The organism is Streptomyces canarius (assembly GCF_014650735.1).
GTDB classification, from domain to species: domain Bacteria; phylum Actinomycetota; class Actinomycetes; order Streptomycetales; family Streptomycetaceae; genus Streptomyces; species Streptomyces olivaceoviridis.
Map to the genome: position 1 here is coordinate 201,860 of NZ_BMVN01000011.1, position 20,043 is coordinate 221,902.

The 20,043-nt window shown below is 76.2% G+C and carries 1 protein-coding gene; it reads left to right on the plus strand.

All coding sequences use genetic code 11. The features are described 5' to 3' along the window. The first annotated feature begins 1 nt into the window (after position 1). Positions 2-20,002, plus strand: a complete 20,001-nt coding sequence (locus IE294_RS18480; protein ID WP_189887405.1) for a non-ribosomal peptide synthase/polyketide synthase — start codon at positions 2-4, stop codon at positions 20,000-20,002. Positions 20,003-20,043: the final 41 nt, after the last annotated feature.

Consider the following 20,043-nt stretch of genomic DNA (forward strand, 5'->3'; position numbering starts at 1 on the left):
CATGACGTCTTCGACCCCTTCGAACCCCTCCGGCTCCGCACGGCCCTCCAGGCGGGACCGTGCCGAGGCGCTGCCCGAGGAACTGCGGGAAGCGCTGCGGCGGCGGCTCGCCGGACGGGCCGGCGGCGCGGCCCCGGCCGCCCGGCAGGGCATCCCGCGCGCCGACCGGGACCGCCCGCTGCCGCTGTCGTCCGCGCAGCAGCGGCTGTGGTTCCTGGACCGGCTGCGCCCCGGCGACGCCCGCTACAACAGCGCGGTCGCCGTCCGGCTCACCGGCGCGCTGGACCACACGGCGCTCGGCGAGGCGCTCGCCGCCGTCGTCGCCCGGCACGAGGCCCTGCGCACCACGTTCGAGGAGACCGACGGCCGGCCGGTGCAGCGCGTCCGTCCGGCGGGCCCGGTGCCGCTGCCGGTCCAGGACGCCGGCGACCTGGACGCGGACCTGCTCGCGGAGTACTCCCGCCCCTTCGACCTGCGGCACGGGCCGCTGCTGCGCGCCCTGCTGCTGCGCGAGGCGGCGGCCTCGCACGTCCTGCTGCTGACGGCCCACCACATCGTCACGGACGGCTGGTCGATGGGCGTGGTCCTGGACGAACTGTGCACCGCCTACGACGCCCTCGCGCGGGGTGCCCGCCCGGAACTGCCCCCGGTGGCCACGCAGTACCCGGACTTCGCGGCGTGGCAGCGCGAACAGCTCTCCGGGCCCCGCCTCGAACGCCATCTCGCCCACTGGAAACAGCGGTTGGCGGGTGCGGTGGCACCCGAGCTGCCCCTGGACCGGCCCCGGCGCGGCGAGGAGGCGGGCGCGGGCGCCGTCCACACGTTCACCGTCCCCGCCCCCCTCACCGCGCGGCTGCGCGACCTCGCCAGAGAACAGCACAGCACCCTGCACACCGCCCTGGTCGCCGCCACCCAGGCCCTGCTGGCCCGCTGGTCCGGCCAGGACGACATCACGGTCGGCTCCCTCACCCCCGGCCGGTCCCGCACCGACCTCGAATGGACCGTCGGCTTCTTCGTGAACACCGTCGTCCTGCGCACCCCGGTGGACGCGTCCGGCTCCTTCCGCGACCTGCTCGCCACGACGGCCGGCACGGTCAACGACGCCTTCGCACACGGCGACACGCCGTTCGAGCGGATCGTGGAGGCGGTCGGCGCACCCCGCGAGGCGGGCCGCAACCCGCTGTTCGACGTGATGGTCCTGCTGCACCCCGAGCCGCCCGCCGCGACCGCCCCGCACGGCCTCGCCACCACCCCGGTCACCGTGCCCCGGCAGGCGGCCACCTTCGACCTGAGCATCGAGTTCGTGCCGGACGGCGCGGGCCTGACCGGTCTGCTGGAGTACCGCACCGACCTGTTCGACCCGGCCACGGCCGAGCGGCTCGCCGGCCAACTGCTGCGCCTGCTGGAGGGCGCGGCCGAGGCACCGGACCGCCCGCTGGGCAGCCTGCCCCTGCTGTCCGGGGACGAGATACGGCGTGTCGTCCACGACTGGAGCACCGGCCCGCACCACCCCGTGGACGACCTCACCCACCCGGAGATCTTCGAGCGCCGCGCGGCCCGCACCCCCGACGCCCTCGCCCTCGTCGCGGGCGGCGAACGGCTGGACTACGCCACCCTCAACGCCCGCGCCAACCGGCTCGCCCACCACCTCATCGCGCTCGGCGCCGGCCCCGAACGGCTGGTCGCGCTGCGCCTGCCGCGCACCGCCGACATGATCACCGCGATCCTCGCCGTCTGGAAGTCCGGCGCCGGCTACCTGCCGCTGGACCCGGCCCTGCCCGAGGAGCGCGTCCGGTACCTGCTGGACGACACCCGCCCGGCCCTGGTCCTGGACGAGGCCGCCCTGCGCGCCGTACCCGCGGGCCTCCCCGACACCGACCCCACCGACGCCGACCGGCGCGCCCCGCTGGACCCCGGCCACCTCGCGTACGTCATCCACACCTCCGGCTCCACCGGCCGCCCCAAGGGCGTCGCCGTGTCGCACCGCTCGGCGGCGCACCTGCTGGCCGCGCACCGCGCCGGGTTCGTCGCCGAGGCGGGCGGCGGCCCGCTGCGGGTCGCGCTCACCGCGTCCTTCTCCTTCGACACCTCCCTCGAAGGCGTGCTGCTGATGGCCGACGGCCACCCGCTGCACCTGGTCGACGAGACGACCCGGATGGACCCGGCCGCCCTGGTCGCGTACGTCGTCGAGCACCGCGTCGACTTCCTCGACGTCACCCCGTCCTACCTGCGCCAGCTGCTGCCCGCCGGGCTGCTCACCGACCCCCGGCACCGCCCCCGGGTGCTCATGCTCGGCGGTGAGGCGGCCGGGCCCGCGCTCTGGCGCGAGCTGGCCGCCCACCCCGGCGTGACCGCCCACAACTTCTACGGCCCCACCGAGTGCACGGTCGACGCGCTGTCCTGCCGCATCGACGGCGGCGACCGCCCCCTGGTCGGCCGCCCCCTGCCCGGGGTGCGGGCCTATGTGCTGGACGACCGGCTCCAGCCGGTGCCGCCCGGTGTCGGCGGCGAACTGTACCTCGCGGGCGCCCAGCTGGCCCGGGGTTACACCGGCCGCCCCGGACTGACCGCCGCCCGCTTCCTCGCCGACCCCTACGGGCCGCCCGGCACCCGCATGTACCGCACCGGCGACCTGGCCCGCTGGACCCCCGACGGCCGCCTGGACTACCTCGGACGCGCCGACGACCAGGTCAAGGTGCGCGGCCACCGCATCGAGCCCGGCGAGATCGAGGCCGCCCTGCTCGCGCTGCCCGGCCTCGCCGCCGCCGCGGTCGTCGCCGTACCCGACGCGCACGGCCACGCCCGCCTCGCCGCCTACGTCGTCCCCGCGCCCGGCGCGCCCCGGCCCGCCCCCGCCGACCTGCGCGCGGCCCTGCGCCGGGTGCTGCCCGACGCGCTGGTGCCGTCCTCCTTCACCCCGCTGGACGCGCTGCCGCTGACCACCAGCGGCAAACTGGACCGCCGCGCCCTGCCCGCGCCCGGCGTCACCACCGGCGAGCGGGAGTCCGTCGCTCCCCGCACCCCCGACGAGGAGACCCTGTCCGCCATCTGGGCCGAGGTGCTCGGCGTGGACCGGGTCGGCGTCACGGACAACTTCTTCGAACTGGGCGGCGACTCGATCCTGAGCATCCAGGCCGTCTCCCGGGCCCGCGCGGCGGGCCTCAGGATCGGCTCGCAGGACGTCTTCCGGCACCAGACGGTCGCCGACCTGGCCGCAGCGGCGGCCCGCCGCACCGTCGACCTGCCCGCGCCCCGGCGCCCGCACGAGGACGGGCCCGCCCCGCTCACCCCGGTCCAGGAGTGGTTCTTCGCCACCCACGGCCCGCTGCGGCACTTCAGCATGTCGATGCTGCTCGACCTGCCCCAGGACCTCGACGAGCGGGCACTGGAACGGGCCCTGGACGCCGTGGTGGACGCACACCCTTCCCTGCGCGCCCGCTTCACCCGCACCAAGGACACCTGGCGGCAGCACCCCGGGACCGGCCCGGCCACCGGACCGCTGACCCGGTACGGCCCCGGCACCCCGCCCGAGGAGGCCGCCGACGCCGCCCGCGCCGCCCTGGACCCGGCCGGCGGAACCCTGCTGCGCGCGGCCCTGCTCACCGGCGGGGAACGTCCGCGGCTGTTCCTCACCGCCCACCACCTGGCCGTCGACAGCGTCTCCTGGCGGGTGCTGCTCGCCGACCTGGCACAGGCCTACCGGCAGGCCGCGGCCGGGGAGGAACCCCGGCCGGAGCCCGAGCACACCCCGTTCGCCGACTGGGCACGTGAGCTGGCCGAGCGGGTGCGGGCCGGCGACCTCGACGACGACCTGCCGCACTGGACGCGGGAGACCGCGCCGCCGCGCACCCCGCTCCCCGTCGACCTCCCCGGCACCCCGCTCGCCGGGTCCGTGCGCACCGTGCGCACCCGGGTGGACCGCGCCACCACCGAGGCACTGCTGCGGCGGGTGCCGGGCGCCTACCGCACCCAGGTCAACGACGTGCTGCTGAGCGCGCTGGCCCGGGTGCTGGCCGACTGGACGGGCGAGGACCGGGTGACCGTCGCCCTGGAGGGCCACGGCCGGGAGGAAGAGCTGGCCGAGGGCGCCGATCTGTCCCGCACGGTCGGCTGGTTCACCACCCAGTACCCGGTCACCCTCACCCCGGCGGGACCCGGCGACTGGGGGGCCACGCTCAAGGCCGTCAAGGAGCGGCTGCGCGCCGTGCCCCGCCGCGGTCTGGGCTACCAGGCCCTGGGCCACCTCGGGTCGCCCCGGCCCGAAGCGAGAACCCTCGGTGAACTCCCGCTGCCCCAGGTGTGCTTCACCTACCACGGCCAGTGGGAGGCGCCCGCCGGAGGGGACTTCGCGCCCGTCGCCGACGTGCCCGGCCGGGACATGGACCCCGGCGCGCCGCTGGACCACCTCCTGGACGTCTCCGCCCTGGTGGCCGACGGCGAGCTGGAGATCACCTGGCACTACAGCGACCAGGTGCACCGGGCGGACACCGTACGGCGGTTGGCCGACGGCATGGTGCGCGCGCTCGCCGCCGTCGCCGAGCACTGCGCCCGGCCCGGCGCGGGCGGCCGTACCCCCTCCGACTTCCCGCTGGCCCGCCTGGACCAGGCCGGCGTGGACCGCCTGGCCGGGGACGGCCGGGACGTGGAGGACCTGCTGCCGCTCACCCCGCTCCAGGAGGGCATGCTCTTCCACCGGCTGGTCGGCGGACCGGACGACGTGTACGTCGACCAGGCCGCGCTGCTGCTCGACGGGGTGACCGACCCCGACGCCCTCGCCCTGGCCTGGCAGCGCGTGAGCGACCGCACCCCCGCCCTGCGCACCTCGGTGGTGTGGGAGGACGTGCCGGTGCCGCTCCAGGTCGTGCACCGCCAGGTCACCGTGCCCGTGGAGCAGGTGGACTGGCGGGACGTGGACGCGGGGGAGCGGGCCGAGCGGCTGGACCGGCTGCGCGCCGACGACCTCGCGCGCGGCCTGGACCTCGGCACGGCCCCCCTGATGCGGCTCACCCTCGTCCGGCTGCCCGAGGCCCGGCTCCAGTTGCTGTGGACCTCCCACCACCTGATCCTGGACGGCTGGAGCCTGGCCCAGGTGCTCACCGACGTCTTCGAGGAGTACACGGCGCTCACCACCGGCGCCGGGCCCCGGCCCCCGGTACGGCGGCCGTTCGCCGACTATGTGCGCTGGCTGGCCGGCCAGGACACCGAGGCCGCGCACACGCACTGGCGGACCGTCCTCGCCGGGTTCGCCACCCCCACCCCGCTGCCCGTCGACCGCGTCCGCCGCCCGGGCCACGAGATCCGCTCCGCGGGCGTGCACACGGCCGGGCTCTCCGACGAGGTCTCGGCCCGGCTGGCGCGCACCGCCCGCGCGGCCGGACTCACCCTCGGCACGGTGGTGCAGGGCGCCTGGGCGCTGCTGCTGTCCCGTTACAGCGCCGAGCGGGACGTGCTGTTCGGGACCACCGTCTCCGGACGCCCCGACGACCTGCCCGGCGTCGAGTCGATGGTCGGCATGTTCATCAACACCCTGCCCACCCGCGTCCGCGTGGACGGCGCCCGCAGCGCCGCCGCCTGGCTCCGGGAACTCCAGGAGGCACAGGCCGAGGCACGGCGGTACGCGGCGGTGTCCCTCGCCGAGCTGACCTCGCTGAGCGACGTGCCCGCCGGCAGCCCCCTGTTCGACAGCATGGTGGCCTTCGAGAACTACCCCTTCGACCAGGCCCGTTCGGCCGCCTCCGGGATACGCCTGGCGGACGTCTCCGCCCGCGACGCCACCAACTACGCCCTCGTGCTGCGCGCCTACCAGGGCGAGCGGTTCGGCTTCGACCTCGCCTACGACCCCGACCTGTTCGACGCCACGACCGTGCGCGCCCTCGCCGGCCGGCTGTGCCTGCTGCTCACGGAACTCGCCGACGACCCCGGCCGGCCCGTGCGCGCGCTCGCCTGGACGACCGCCGAGGAGCGGCGCCGGATGCTGGCCGACTGGAACGGCACCGAGGAGGGCCGGCCCGCCGACACCCTGGACGCCCTCTTCGCCGCCCAGGCCGCCCGCACCCCCCACGCAGAGGCCGTCACCTGCGGCGCCGACCGGCTCGACTACGCCACCCTGGACGAGCGCTCCGGCCGGCTCGCCCACCGGCTCGCCGAACTCGGCGCCGGACCGGAGACGTTCGTGGCGCTCGCGCTGCCCCGCTCCACCGACCTCGTCGTGGCCGTCCTCGCCGTCCTCAGAACCGGCGCCGCCTACCTGCCCATCGACCCCGCGCTGCCCGCCGAACGCGTCCGGGACCTGCTCGCCGACGCCGCCCCCGTGACGCTGGTGACCACCACGGGAACCGCCGTCGAGACGCCCGTGCCGGTCCTGCGGCTGGACGACCCCGGCGTCCGGGCCGACCTGGCCCGCCGCCCGGCCGCCGGCCAGGGCCGCCGCGCGCTGCCGGAGAGCCCCGCGTACGCCATCTACACCTCCGGCTCCACCGGACGGCCCAAGGGCGTCGTCGTCCCGCACGCCAACGTCGTCCGGCTGTTCACCCGCACCCGGCCCTGGTTCGGCTTCGGCCCCGACGACGTGTGGACCCTGTTCCACTCCTACGCCTTCGACTTCTCGGTGTGGGAGCTGTGGGGCCCGCTGCTGCACGGCGGCCGGCTCGTCATCGTCCCCGAGGACACCGCCCGCTCCCCGGAGGACTTCCTGCGCCTGCTCGCCGACGAACAGGTCACCGTCCTCAACCAGACCCCCTCCGCCTTCTACCCGCTGATCCGCGCCGACGCCGAACTGCCCGACGTCGGTGCCCGGCTGGCGCTGCGCACGGTGATCTTCGGCGGCGAGGCGCTGGACGTGAGCCGGCTCGGCGACTGGTACGCCCGCCACCCGGACACCGCGCCCCGCCTGGTGAACATGTACGGCATCACCGAGACCACCGTGCACGTCACCTATGCCGCGCTGGACCACCGGGCGGCCCGCGCCGGCACCGCGAGCCCCATCGGAACCGGCATCCCCGACCTGCGGCTCTACGTCCTCGACGACACCCTCCAGCCGGTTCCGCCGGGCGCCGTCGGCGAGCTGTTCGTCGCCGGCGAGGGCCTGGCACGCGGCTACCTCGACCGGCCCGGCCTCACCGCGACCCGCTTCCCCGCCGACCCGTTCGGCCGGCCCGGCAGGCGCATGTACCGCACCGGCGACCGGGCCCGCTGGCGGGCCGACGGCACCCTGGAGTACCTGGGCCGCGCCGACCAGCAGGTGAAGATCCGCGGCTACCGCATCGAGCCGGGGGAGATCGAGGCCGCCCTGCACCGCCACCCGGGCGTGGGCGCCGCCGCCGTCGGCGTGTACGAGGACTCCGCCGGGACCCGCAGACTGGTCGCCCACGTCGTCGGCACCGGCAGCGGCGACCGCGCCGTGCCGCCGCCCGCCGCCGAACTCCGCCGGTACCTGGAGGGGGTGCTGCCCGCGCACATGGTCCCGGCCGCCTATGTGCCGATGGCCGCGCTGCCGCTCACCGTCAACGGCAAGCTCGACCGGCGCGCCCTGCCCGCGCCCGGCCCCGACGGCTTCGCCGCCGACGGCACGCGGACCCCGCCGCGCACCCCGGCCGAGCGGCTGGTCGCCGCCGCGTGGGCGGACGTCCTGGACACCGGGGAAGTCGGCGCCGACGACGACTTCTTCGCCCTCGGCGGCGACTCCATCCTCGCCGTCCGCGTCACCTCCCGGCTGCGCGCCGCCTTCGGCACGGACGTCTCACCCCGGCTGCTGTTCACCCACTCCACGCTGTCCGCCCTCGCGGCGGCGCTGGGCGAGCCCCGGTACGGCGGCACCGCCGACAGCATCCCGGCCACCGACCCGGACACCCCGGCGCCCCTGTCGTACGCCCAGCAACGCCTGTGGTTCCTCGACCGGTTCGAGCCGGGCAGCACCGAGTACACGACCCTGTCCGTGCTACGGCTGCGCGGCCCGCTCGACACCGCCGCCCTGCGCACCGCCCTGGACGGCCTGGTCGCCCGGCACGACGCCCTGCGCACCACCTTCACCGAACAGGACGGCCAGGCCCGGCAGTCGGTCCACCCGGCGCGCCCCGTGGACCTGCGGGTGGACGACCTCGCGGACACCACCGCCATGGGCGCCGGTACCGAAAGCACCCTGGACGCCCTCCTGGAGGGCGAGGCCGCCACCCCCTTCGACCTGGCCACCGGCCCGCTGTTCCGGGTCCGCCTGGTCCGGTGCGCCGCCCACGAGCACGTCCTCGTCCTCGCCCTGCACCACATCGTCACGGACGGCTGGTCCGCCGGTGTGCTGGCCCGGGACCTGGGCGAGCTGTACGCGGCGGCCCTGGAGGACCGCCGTCCCGACCTGCCCGCCCTGCCGGTCCGTTATGCCGACTACGCCTCCTGGCAGCGCGCCCGCGCCGAGCGGACCGAAGCCGAACTGGACTTCTGGCGCGGCGCGCTGGACGGGGTGACCCCGCTGGAGCTGCCCACCGACCGGCCGCGCCCGGCCGTCCGCACCCGCGACGGCGCCCTGGTGACCTTCACCCTGCCCGCCGCGCTGACCGAGCGGCTGCGCGAGCGGGGCCGGGAGGCCGACGCCACCCTCTACATGACACTCGTGGCCGCCTGCCAGGTCCTGCTCGCCCGCTGGGCCGGCCAGGAGGACGTCACCGTCGGCACGGTCACCGCGGGCCGGGAACGGCCCGAACTGCACGACCTGGTCGGCATGTTCGTCAACACACTGGTGCTGCGCGCCCGGGTCCGCCCCGAACTGCCCTTCCGGGAACTGCTGGCCGAGGTGCGCGACACCGTCCTGGAGGCGTTCGCCCACCAGGAGGTGCCCTTCGAGCGCGTGGTGGACGCCCTCCAGCCCGAGCGGGACACCAGCCGCACCCCGCTGTTCCAGGTCATGGTCGCCCTGCACAACCTCGGCGCCGAACCGCCCCGGCTCCCCGGCCTGGCGGTGGAGCCGGTGACCCCGCCGGTCCGCAACGCCACCTTCGACCTCGCCTTCGACTTCACGGAGACCGACGGCGGGCTCACCGGCTACCTGGAGTACAACACCGGGCTCTTCGACACCGGCACCGCCGAACGCCTGGCCGCCCGGCTCCGCGTCCTGCTGGAGGCCGCCGCCGAGGACCCGGAGCGGGCCGTGGGCCGCCTGCCGCTGATGACCGACGGCGAACGGCGCCAGGTGCTGCGGTACGGGCAGGGCGCCCGGCTGCCCGAGCCGGACACCACCTTCCCCGCCCTGTTCGAGGACCAAGCCGCCCGCACCCCGCACCACACCGCGCTGGTGGCCCGCGACACCACCCTGGACTTCGCCGCGCTGAACGAGCGCGCCAACCGGCTGGCCCACCACCTCACCGCCCGGGGCGCCGGCCCCGAGGACGTGGTCGCCGTACGGCTCCCGCGCACCTCCGACCTGGTGGTGGCGGTGCTCGCGGTCCTCAAGGCGGGCGCGACCCTGCTCTGCCTGGACCCCGGGCTCCCGAAGGAGCGAACGGACCTCCTCCTCCGCGACGCCCGGCCGCACACCCTGCTGACCGGCCTCGACGACGTGCCCTGGGAACGGCTCCCCGCCCACGACCCGACCGACGCCGACCGGGTCCGGCCCCTGCTGCCCGAGCACACCGCGTACATCGTCTACACCTCCGGCTCCACCGGCCGCCCCAAGGGCGTCGCCGTCGAGCACCGGCAGCTCGTCAACCTCTGCCACGACCACCGGGCGGGCCTGCTCGCCCCGCACACCGACGGCGGCCGGCGGCTGCGGGCCGCGCTCAGCGCCTCCTTCTCCTTCGACACCTCCTGGGAAGGGCCGCTGCTCCTCGCCCTCGGCCACGAGGTGCACCTCGTCGACGAGGACGTACGCCTGGACCCGCAGGCCTTCTGCGCCCAGGTCGCCGGCCACCGCCTCGACCTGGTGAACGTCACCCCGTCCTTCCTGCGCGAACTGACCGCCGCCGGGCTGCTCGCCCCCGGCCGCCACCACCCCCGCCTGCTGCTCGTCGGCGGCGAGGGCGTCACCCCGGCGGACTGGCGCGAACTCGTCCAGGCCGAACGACGGTCGGGCGTGACCGTGTACAACATGTACGGCCCCACCGAGTGCACCGTCGACGCCGTCTACGGCCGTTTCGCCGACCGGCCCGACCGCCCGGTCATCGGCCGCCCCGGCGGCAACCTCCGCGCCTACGTCCTCGACGGCGCCCTGCGCCCGGTGCCGCCCGGCGTGCCCGGCGAGCTGTACCTGGCCGGGGCCCAGGTGGCCCGCGGGTATCTGAACCGGCCCGGCCTCACCGCCGCCCGCTTCCTCGCCGACCCGTTCGGGGCGCCGGGGGAGCGGATGTACCGCACCGGGGACCGGGTCCGCTGGGACCGGGACGGGCTGCTGGAGTTCCTGGGCCGGGTGGACGAACAGGTCAAGATCCGCGGGTTCCGCATAGAGCCCGGCGAGGTGGAGGCCGCCCTCCTGGACCACCCGGACGTCGCCGACGCCGCGGTCGCCGCACGCGAACACGCCGGCCGCCCCATGCTCGTCGGCTATGTGGTGCCGACCGCCGGCCGGACGCCATCCGCCGACGACCTGCGGCTCGCCCTGCGCCGTACCCTGCCCGACCACATGGTGCCCGCCGCGTTCGTCCCGCTGGCCCGCATCCCCCGCACCACCAGCGGCAAGACCGACCGGCGCGCACTGCCCGCCCCGCCCGCGCAGCCCGACAGCACCACCCCGTACGTCACCCCCCGGCCCGGCACGGAGGAGTGCCTGGCCGCGATCTGGGCGGACGTGCTCGGCGTCGAACGGGTCGGCGCCCGCGACAACTTCTTCGCGCTCGGCGGCGACTCCATCCTGAGCATCCAGATCGTCTCCCGCGCCCGGCAGGCCGGACTCGCCCTCACCACCAAGGACGTCTTCCGCCACCAGACGGTCGCCGAACTCGCCTTGCGTGTAAGGGAGTCCGCTCCGAGCCCCGCCCCCACGGAGGAGACCGGCGAGGCGCCGCTGACGCCGATCCAGCACTGGTACCTGGACGGCCGCGACCCCGGACAGCGGCTCCGGTTCACCATGACCCAGCGGCTGGAACTCGCCGCCGGCACGGACGGGCCGGCGCTGCGGGCCGCCGTCGACGCCCTCGTCCACCACCACGCCGCCCTGCGCACCCGCTTCCGCCGCACCGCCGACGGCTGGCGCCAGGAGGTGCTGCCCGAGGCCCCGGACGCCGTCTTCACCCGGCACGACGTCGCCGGGCTGGACGACGCCGCGCTGGAGGGCGAGGTCCAGCGGATCACGGAGGAGGCGCAGGCCGCGCTCGACCCCGTCGCGGGCCGGGTCGTCCGCGTCCTGTTCTTCGACCGGGGCCCACGGCGGGACGGCCAACTCGTGATCACCGCGCACCACTTGGTGATCGACGGTGTGTCATGGCGCATCCTGCTCGCCGACCTGGAGACCGCCCACGGGGCGGCGGCGGCCGGCCGGCCCGTCGAGCTGCCCGCCACGGGCACCTCCTACGGCACCTGGGCCGCCCGGCTCGACCGGCACACCCGCTCCGGCGCCCTGGACGCGGACCTGCCGTACTGGACGCGCACCGGCACGGCCCCGGCCGGGCTGCCCGCCGGACGGCCCGGCCCCCACACCCACGGCACCGCCGCCACCCTCACCGTCACGCTGGACGCGGCGACGACCGACGCCCTGCTGCGGCAGGTCCCGGAGGTCTACCGCACCCAGGTCAACGACGTCCTGCTCAGCGCCCTCGGCCGCACCCTGGCCCGCTGGTGCGGGCGCGACACCGTCCTGCTCGGCGTGGAGGGACACGGCCGGGAGGACCTGTTCGCGGACCTCGACCTGGCGCGGACCGTCGGCTGGTTCACCGCCGAGTTCCCGCTCGCCCTGCGCGTCGACCCGGACGCCGGCTGGCACGACACCCTCCGCTCGGTCAAGGAACAGCTGCGCGCGGTGCCGCTGCGCGGCCTGAGCCACGGCGCCCTGCGCCACCTCCTGCCCGACAGCCCCCTCACCGGCGCCCCCACCCCGCGCATCGGCTTCAACTACCACGGCCAGTGGGACGCGGACGGCACGGACGGGCTGCTGCGCGGCTCCCTGCCCCCGGCCGGCCGGGACACCGACCCGGACGAACCCCGCCCCTACCTGCTGGACGTCACCGGAGTGGTCCAGCGGGGCCGCCTCGAACTCGGCTGGACCTACCCGCCGGCGGTCTACGACGAGGCCACCGTCCGCCGGCTCGCCGACGAGACGCTCGGAGCCCTGCGGGACATCGTGGCGCACTGCGCCCGTCCCGGAGCGGGCGGCCGTACCCCCTCCGACTTCCCGCTCGCCGGTCTCCGTCAGGACCGGCTGGACCGGCTCGTCGGCACCGGCCGACAGGTCGAGGACGTCCTGCCGCTCTCCCCGCTCCAGTCCGGCATGCTCTTCCACGGCCTGGTGGACACCGAGCACGCCTACTTCGACCGTACGGCCGTACGCCTGTCCGGCGTGGCGGACCCGCACGCGTTCGCCGCCGCCTGGCAGCAGGTCGCCGACCGCACCCCGGCACTGCGCAGCAGCGTGCACTGGCAGGGGCTGCCCCACCCGGTCCAGGTGGTCCACCGGCGCGCCGAGCTGCCGGTCACCCACCTCGACTGGCGCGCGCTGACACCGCAGCGGCGCGCGCGGGCCACCGAGCGGCTGCTCGCCGAGGACCGCGCGGCGGGCATGGACCTCACCACCGCGCCACTGACCCGCCTCACCCTGGCCGCCCTGCCCGGCGACGAGGTGCTGCTGCTCTGGTCGACCCACCACATCGTCCTCGACGGCTGGAGCACCGGGCAGCTGCTCACCGAGGTGTGCGAACGCTACGCCGCCCTCACCGGCGGCCCGGACCCGGCACCCCCGGTACGGCGGCCCTTCGCGGACTTCCTGCACTGGCTGCGCGAGCAGGACGAGCAGGCCGCCGAACGGTACTGGGCCGACGCCCTGGCCGGGTTCACCGCCCGCACCCCGCTGCCGTACGACCGCACGCCCGCCGAGGCCCACCGCGCCCGCTCCGCCGCCGCCGTCCATCACGAACTGGACGCGCGGGTCTCGCACCGGCTGCGGGAGGGCGCCGCCCGCGCCGGGCTCACCGTCAACACCGTCGTGGAGGGCGCCTGGGCGCTGCTGCTGGCCCGCTCCGGCGGACGGGACGACGTGGTGTTCGGCACCACGGTGTCCGGCCGTCCGGCCGAACTGCCCGGCGTCGAAGGCATGATCGGCATGTTCATCAACACCGTGCCGACCCGCGTCCGCGTCCCGGCCGGGCCGGTCCTGCCGTGGCTGCGCGCGCTCCAGGAACGGCAGAGCGACGCCCGCCGTTTCGACTTCCTCGCCCTGCCCCGCATCCAGGCAGCCGGTGAAGTCCCCTCCGGCGAGCCGCTGTTCGACAGCATGGTGGTGTTCGAGAACTACCCCGTGGACGAGTCGGCCACGGCCCGCACCGGCGTCCGCGTCGAGGAGGTGCGCGCCGACGACGCCACCACCTTCCCCTGGTGCCTCCGCGCCCACCTGGCCGAACGGCTCGCCTTCGACCTGGCCTACGACCCCGCCTTGTTCGACCCCGCGACCGCCGAGCGCGCCGCCGACCGGCTGGCCGCCCTGCTCACCTCCCTCGCCGACGGGTTCGACACCGACCTGGCCGGCCTGGACCTGCTCACCCGGGCCGACCGCGACCTGCTGGCCGCCTGGAACACCCCCGCCCGCCCGGCCGCGCCGCGCAGCCCCGTGGACCTGTTCGCCGAGCAGGCCCGCCGCACCCCGGACGCGATCGCGGTCCGCGACGGCGAGCGCCAGCTGACGTACCGACAACTGGCCGGCTGGGCCGAGGGGTTGGCGGCTCGGCTGGTGGCCGGCGGGCTGGCGGCCGAGGACCGGGTGGCGCTGCTGGTGGACCGCTCCGCCGAACTCGTCGTCGCCCAGCTCGCGGTGCTCATGGCCGGCGGCGCCTACGTCCCCGTCGACACCCGGGCGCCCGAGGAGCGCCGCCGCACCCTCCTCGCCCAGGCGGGTGCGACCGTCCGGCTCACCCCGGCCGAGGTGGCCGCCGCCCGCACCGGCGTCGGCGCCGAGCACGGGCGCACACCGGCCGCCGACCCCGACCGGCTGGCGTACGTGATGTTCACCTCCGGCTCCACCGGCCTGCCCAAGGCGGTCGCCGTACGGCACCGGGACGTGGCGGCGCTCGCCACCGACAGCCGGTTCGCCGACGGGGTGTGCGCGCGGGTGCTGCTGCACTCCCCGGTGGCGTTCGACGCGTCCACCTTCGAGGTGTGGGCACCGCTGGTGAACGGCGGCTGCGTGGTCGTGGCCCCGGCCGGCGGCGTGGACGCGGCCCTGGTGCGCCGGCTGGCCGCCGACGGCGAGCTGACGGCGCTGTGGCTGACCGCCGGACTGTTCCGGCTGCTGGCCCAGGACGCCCCCGACTGCTTCCGGGGCCTCGCGCAGGTGTGGACCGGCGGTGACGTCGTCCCCGCCCAGGCCGTGCGCCGGGTGCTGGCCGCCTGCCCCGGCCTGACCGTCGTGGACGGCTACGGCCCCACCGAGACCACCACCTTCGCGACCTCCTGCGCCCTCACCGACCCGGCGGCCGTGCCCGGCACCGTCCCCATCGGCCGCCCGCTCGACGACATGCGGGTGCACGTCCTCGACGCCCGGCTGCGCCCCGTACCGCCGGGCTGCCCCGGTGAGCTGTACGTCGCCGGCGAGGGCGTCGCCCGCGGCTATCTGGGCCGCCCCGGCGACACCGCGGCCCGCTTCCTCGCCGACCCCTACGGCCCGCCCGGCGCCAGGATGTACCGCACCGGCGACCTGGCCCGGCGGCGGCCGGACGGCACCGTCGAGTTCCTGGGCCGCGCCGACGACCAGGTGAAGATCCGGGGCTTCCGGGTGGAGCCCGGCGAGGTCGAGGCCGCCCTCGCCGCCCACCCGGGCGTCGTGGACGTGGCCGTGCTGGCCCGCGAGGACCGGCCCGGCGCCAAACGGCTCGTCGCCTACGTCGTCGGACCGGCCGGACAGGACGGCGAGGAGCTGCGCGACTTCGCCGCCCGCACCCTGCCCGACTACCTCGTCCCCGGTGCCGTCGTCCCGCTCACCGCCCTCCCGCTCAGCCGCAACGGCAAGGTCGACCGCGCGGCCCTGCCCGCGCCGGAAGCCCTGCCGGGGCGCGCCCGCGTCGAGCCCCGCACCGAGGCCGAGCGCCGCACGGCGGCCGTCTTCGGCGAGGTGCTGGGCAGCGAACCGCCCGGTGCGGAGGACGACTTCTTCCAGCTCGGCGGCGACTCGATCCTCAGCATCCGGCTCGCCTCCCGCCTCGCCGAGACCTTCGACACCGACGTCACCCCGCGCGCGGTGTTCACCCACCCCACCCCGGCGGGACTGGCCCGGCTGCTCGACGCCCGGCGGGGCACCGGCCGGTCGGCGATCGCCCCGGCCGGCCGGGACGGGGCCGCGCCGATGTCGTACGCCCAGCAACGCCTCTGGTTCCTGGAGGAGTTCGCGCCCGGCGGTGCCGAGTACGTGACCGCGCTCGCCCTCCGGCTGCGCGGCACCGTGGACACCGGCGCTCTCCGCGCGGCCCTGACCGCCCTGGTGGCCCGGCACGAGTCGCTGCGCACCACCTTCGACAGCGTCGACGGGCACGGCGTACAGCGCGTCCACCCGCCCCACGCCGTGCCGCTGCCCGTGCGCGACCTGGCACAGACCGCCGACCCCGTCTCCGCCCTGCGCGGGCTGCTCGCCGAGGAGCGGTCCCGCCCCTTCGACCTGCGTGAGGGCCCGCTGCTGCGCACCGGCCTGATCCGGCTGGCCGGGGACGACCACGTCCTCACGGTCACCCTGCACCACATCGTCACCGACGGCTGGTCCACCTCCGTCATGCTCGGCGACCTCGCCCATCTCTACCGCGCCGAACTCGGCTGCGTACAAGCGGAGTTGCCGTCGCTGCCCGTGCAGTACGCGGACTACGCGCGCTGGCAGCGCGGCACCGGGGACACCGACTCCGGCGAGCACCTCGCCTACTGGAAGCGGCAGTTGGCCGACACGGCACCGCTGGAACTGCCCACCGACCGGCCCCGGCCGCCAGTGCGGACCAGCGCCGGCGCCACCACCCGGCTGATGGTGCCCGCCCGGACCGTCCGGCGGCTGACCCGGCTCGCCCGCGACCACGGCACCACCCTGTTCACCACGCTCGTCGCCGCCGCCCAGGCATACCTAGCCCGGCTCTCCGGCGCCGAGGACATCGCCGTCGGCACCGTCACCTCCGGCCGCGACCGGCCCGAGACGCAAGGACTCGTCGGGTTCTTCGTCAACACCCTCGTGCTGCGCTCCCGGGCCGGGGCCGAGGAGCCCTTCAGCGGGTTCCTCACCGCCGTACGGCAGACCGTCCTCGACGCCTTCGCCCACCAGGACGTGCCGTTCGAACGGATCGTGGACGAGGTGGACCCGGTCCGCGACACCAGCCGCAGCCCCCTCTTCCAGGTCATGGTCGTCCTCCAGAACACCCCGGCCGCCGGTCTCGACCTGCCCGGCCTGGACGTCACCGACGTCGAACCGGAGTCGGAGCAGGCCGCGTTCGACCTGACCCTGGAGTTCGCCGAGACCGACGACGGAGCCCTGCACGGCCTGCTCACCTACAACACCGACCTGTTCGACCCGGCCACCGCCGACCGGATGGCCGGACAGCTCGGCACCCTGCTGCACGCCGTCGCCGAGGACCCCGACCGTCCGCTCGGCACCCTGCCGCTCACCTCCGACGACGAGCTGAAGACCCTGCTGGACCAGGGCCTCGGCAGCTTCCGCCCGGTACCCGAGACGACCCTGCCCGCCCTGTTCGAGCGACAGGCGGCCCGTACCCCGGACGCGGTGGCGCTGGTCGACGGCGAGCGGGAGCTGACCTACGCGGAGGTGGACCGGGCGGCCAACCGGCTGGCCCACCGGCTCGTGCGGGACGGCGTCGGACCGGAGCGCGTGGTCGCCCTGGCGCTGCCCCGCTCGGCGGCGACGGTCGTGGCCCAGCTCGCCGTCACCAAGGCCGGGGGCGCCTTCCTGCCCGTGGACCCCGACTACCCGCCGCAGCGCAGGGAGTTCATGATCCGGGACGCCGGCGCCCACCTGGTCCTCGGCGACCCGGCCGAGGTGTGGGCCGCCGACGGGCCGGACACGGCACCCACGGACACCGACCGCACCGCGCCGCTCACCCCCGCCCACCCCGCCTACGTCATCTACACCTCCGGCTCCACCGGCACCCCCAAGGGCGTGGTGGTCACCCACCGCGGCCTCGCCTCCTTCGCCGCGGCGGCCACCGAACAGTACGCGGCGGGCCCCGGCGACCGGGTCCTCCAGTTCGCCTCGCCCAGCTTCGACGCCTCCGTGCTGGAGCTGTGCGTCTCCCTGCTCAGCGGGGCCGCGCTGGTCACCGGCGAGGAGGGGCCGCTGGTCGGCGAGCGACTGGCGGAGGTGCTCGCCGAACGGCGCGTCAGCCACACCCTGATCCCCCCGGCCGCGCTGGCCACCGTCCCGTCGGAGACCGCCGCCGCCCTGCCCCACCTGCGCACGCTCATCGTGGGCGCCGAGGCATGCCCGGCCGACCTGGTCGACACCTGGGCCCCCGGCCGCCGGATGATCAACTCCTACGGGCCGACCGAGGCCACCGTCGTCGCCACCTGGACCGGCCCGCTCACCCCCGGCACCGGCGCCCCGCCCATCGGCCGCCCCGCCGGCGGCATCCGCGTCCGCGTGCTCGACGCCGCCCTGCGTCCCGTACCGCCCGGCGTGACCGGGGAGCTGTACCTCACCGGGCCCGGACTCGCCCGGGGCTACCTGGGCCGGCCGGGACTCACCGCCCGGCGGTTCGTCGCCGACCCGTTCGGCGCGCCGGGGGAGCGGATGTACCGCACCGGGGACCTGGTCCGCTGGACCGCCGACGGCCGGCTCCGGTTCGCCGGACGCGCCGACGACCAGGTCAAGCTACGCGGCTTCCGCATCGAGCCCGGCGAGATCGAGAGCGCGCTGCGGCGCAGCCCGCTGGTGCGGGACGCGGTCGTCGTCGTACGCGCGGGGGAAACGCCGGACGCGCCGGCCCGGCTGGTCGCCTACGTGGTTCCGGCGGAGGGGCAGCCCGCTGCCGACGCGCCGGCCGCTGATCCGTCCGCCCCCGATTCGTCGGCAGCCGATCGGTCCGCTGTCGGTCCGTCCGCCGCTGCTCCTTCCAGCGCCGGGCGTACCGGTGGTGAGGTGCGGCTGCCCGTCGGGGAGGTGCGGCTGCACCTGGCCGGGCTGCTGCCCCCGCACATGGTGCCGTCCGTCTTCGTACCGCTCGACCGGCTGCCGCTCTCCCCGAACGGCAAGACGGACCGGCGGGCCCTGCCCGCACCCGGGCCCGCGCAGTACGCGGACGGCCCGAAGACGGCGCCGCGCACCGACACCGAACGCCGGATCGCCCGGATCTGGGCCGATGTGCTGGGCATCGAGGAGGTGGGTGCCGACGACAACTTCTTCGCACTCGGCGGCGACTCCATCCTGAGCATGCAGGTCGTCTCCCGGCTGCGCCGCGACGGCCTGCACATGGCCACGCGCGACCTGTTCACGCACCAGACCGTGGCCGAACTCGCCACCGTGGTCCGCGCCGCGCCCCGGCGGTCCGGGGACGGCCCGGTCACCGGCGACGTGCCGCTCACCCCGATCCAGGACTGGTTCCTGACCACCCCGCGCGCCGCCCACCACCACTTCAACCAGTCGGCGCTGCTGGAACTCCACGGCACCCCCGACCCGCGGGCGCTGCGCGCCGCCCTGGACGCGCTGCTGGAGCACCACGACGCGCTGCGCATGCGGTTCACCCGGGACGCGGACGGCTGGCACCAGTTCAACCCGCCGCCCGCCGCCGGCCCTGGCATCCTCGTCCGGCACGACCTGACCGGGCTGTCCGCCGAGGAGGCCGACGCGGCCATGGCCAAGGCCGCCGACGAACTGCACGCGAGCTTCGACCTGGCCCGGGGCCCGCACCTGCGCGCGGCCCTGTTCACCGGGGAGCCGGAGCGGCCCGCGTTCCTCCTCCTCGTCGCCCACCACCTGGTCGTGGACGCCGTCTCCTGGCGCATCCTGCGAGACGACCTGGAAACCGCCTACCAGCAGGCCCTTGAGGGCCGACCGGTCACGCTGGGGGAGCGCGGCACCAGCTTCCGCGCGTGGTCGCGGGGACTCGCCGGGTACGTCGCCGAGGGCGGCCTCGATCACGAACTGCCGTACTGGGAACAGGCGGTGGACACCGACCCCGCGCCACCCGCGCCCACCGCCGCCGGACCGGCCGCCACGGTGAGCGTGGAACTCGGTGAGGAGGACACCACGGCCCTGCTGCGCTCGGCACCCACCGCCTACCGCACCCGGGTCAACGACGTGCTGCTCGCCGCCCTCACCCTGGCGCTGGCCCGCTGGACCGGACACGACCGGGTCCGCCTGGACCTGGAGGGCCACGGCCGCGAGGACCTGCTCGACGGGGTCGACCTGTCCCGCACCGTCGGCTGGTTCACCACCGTCTACCCGATCGCCGTCCAGGTGCCCGACCCCGGCGACCTCGGTCCCGACCGCGACTGGCGGTCCCTGGTGAAGTCGGTGCGCCGCCAACTGCGCGCCGTACCCGGCAACGGCATCGGCTTCGGCGCGCTGCGCACCTTCGGCCCGTCCGAGGTCCGCGAACGCCTCGGCGGCAGCGCGCACAGCCAGGTGGTGTTCAACTACCTCGGCCAGTGGGACGCCCGCCCCGAGACCGCGTCGGGCGGCCTGGTCCGGACCGAACACGGCTCCCTCGGGCAGGACCACGACCCCCGGGACCCCGGCTCGCACCTGCTGGAGGTGGTGGGCGCGGTGCAGCACGGCCGGCTCGCCTTCACCTGGCACCACCGGCCCGGCGTCCACGACACCGCGACCGTGCGCCGGGTGGCCGAGGAGTTCGCCGAGGCCCTGCGCCAGCTGGCCCGGCACGCCAGGGGAGGCCGGTGACGAACTTCCGGCCCCGCGAGGCCCCGTGCCGGCGTGCCACC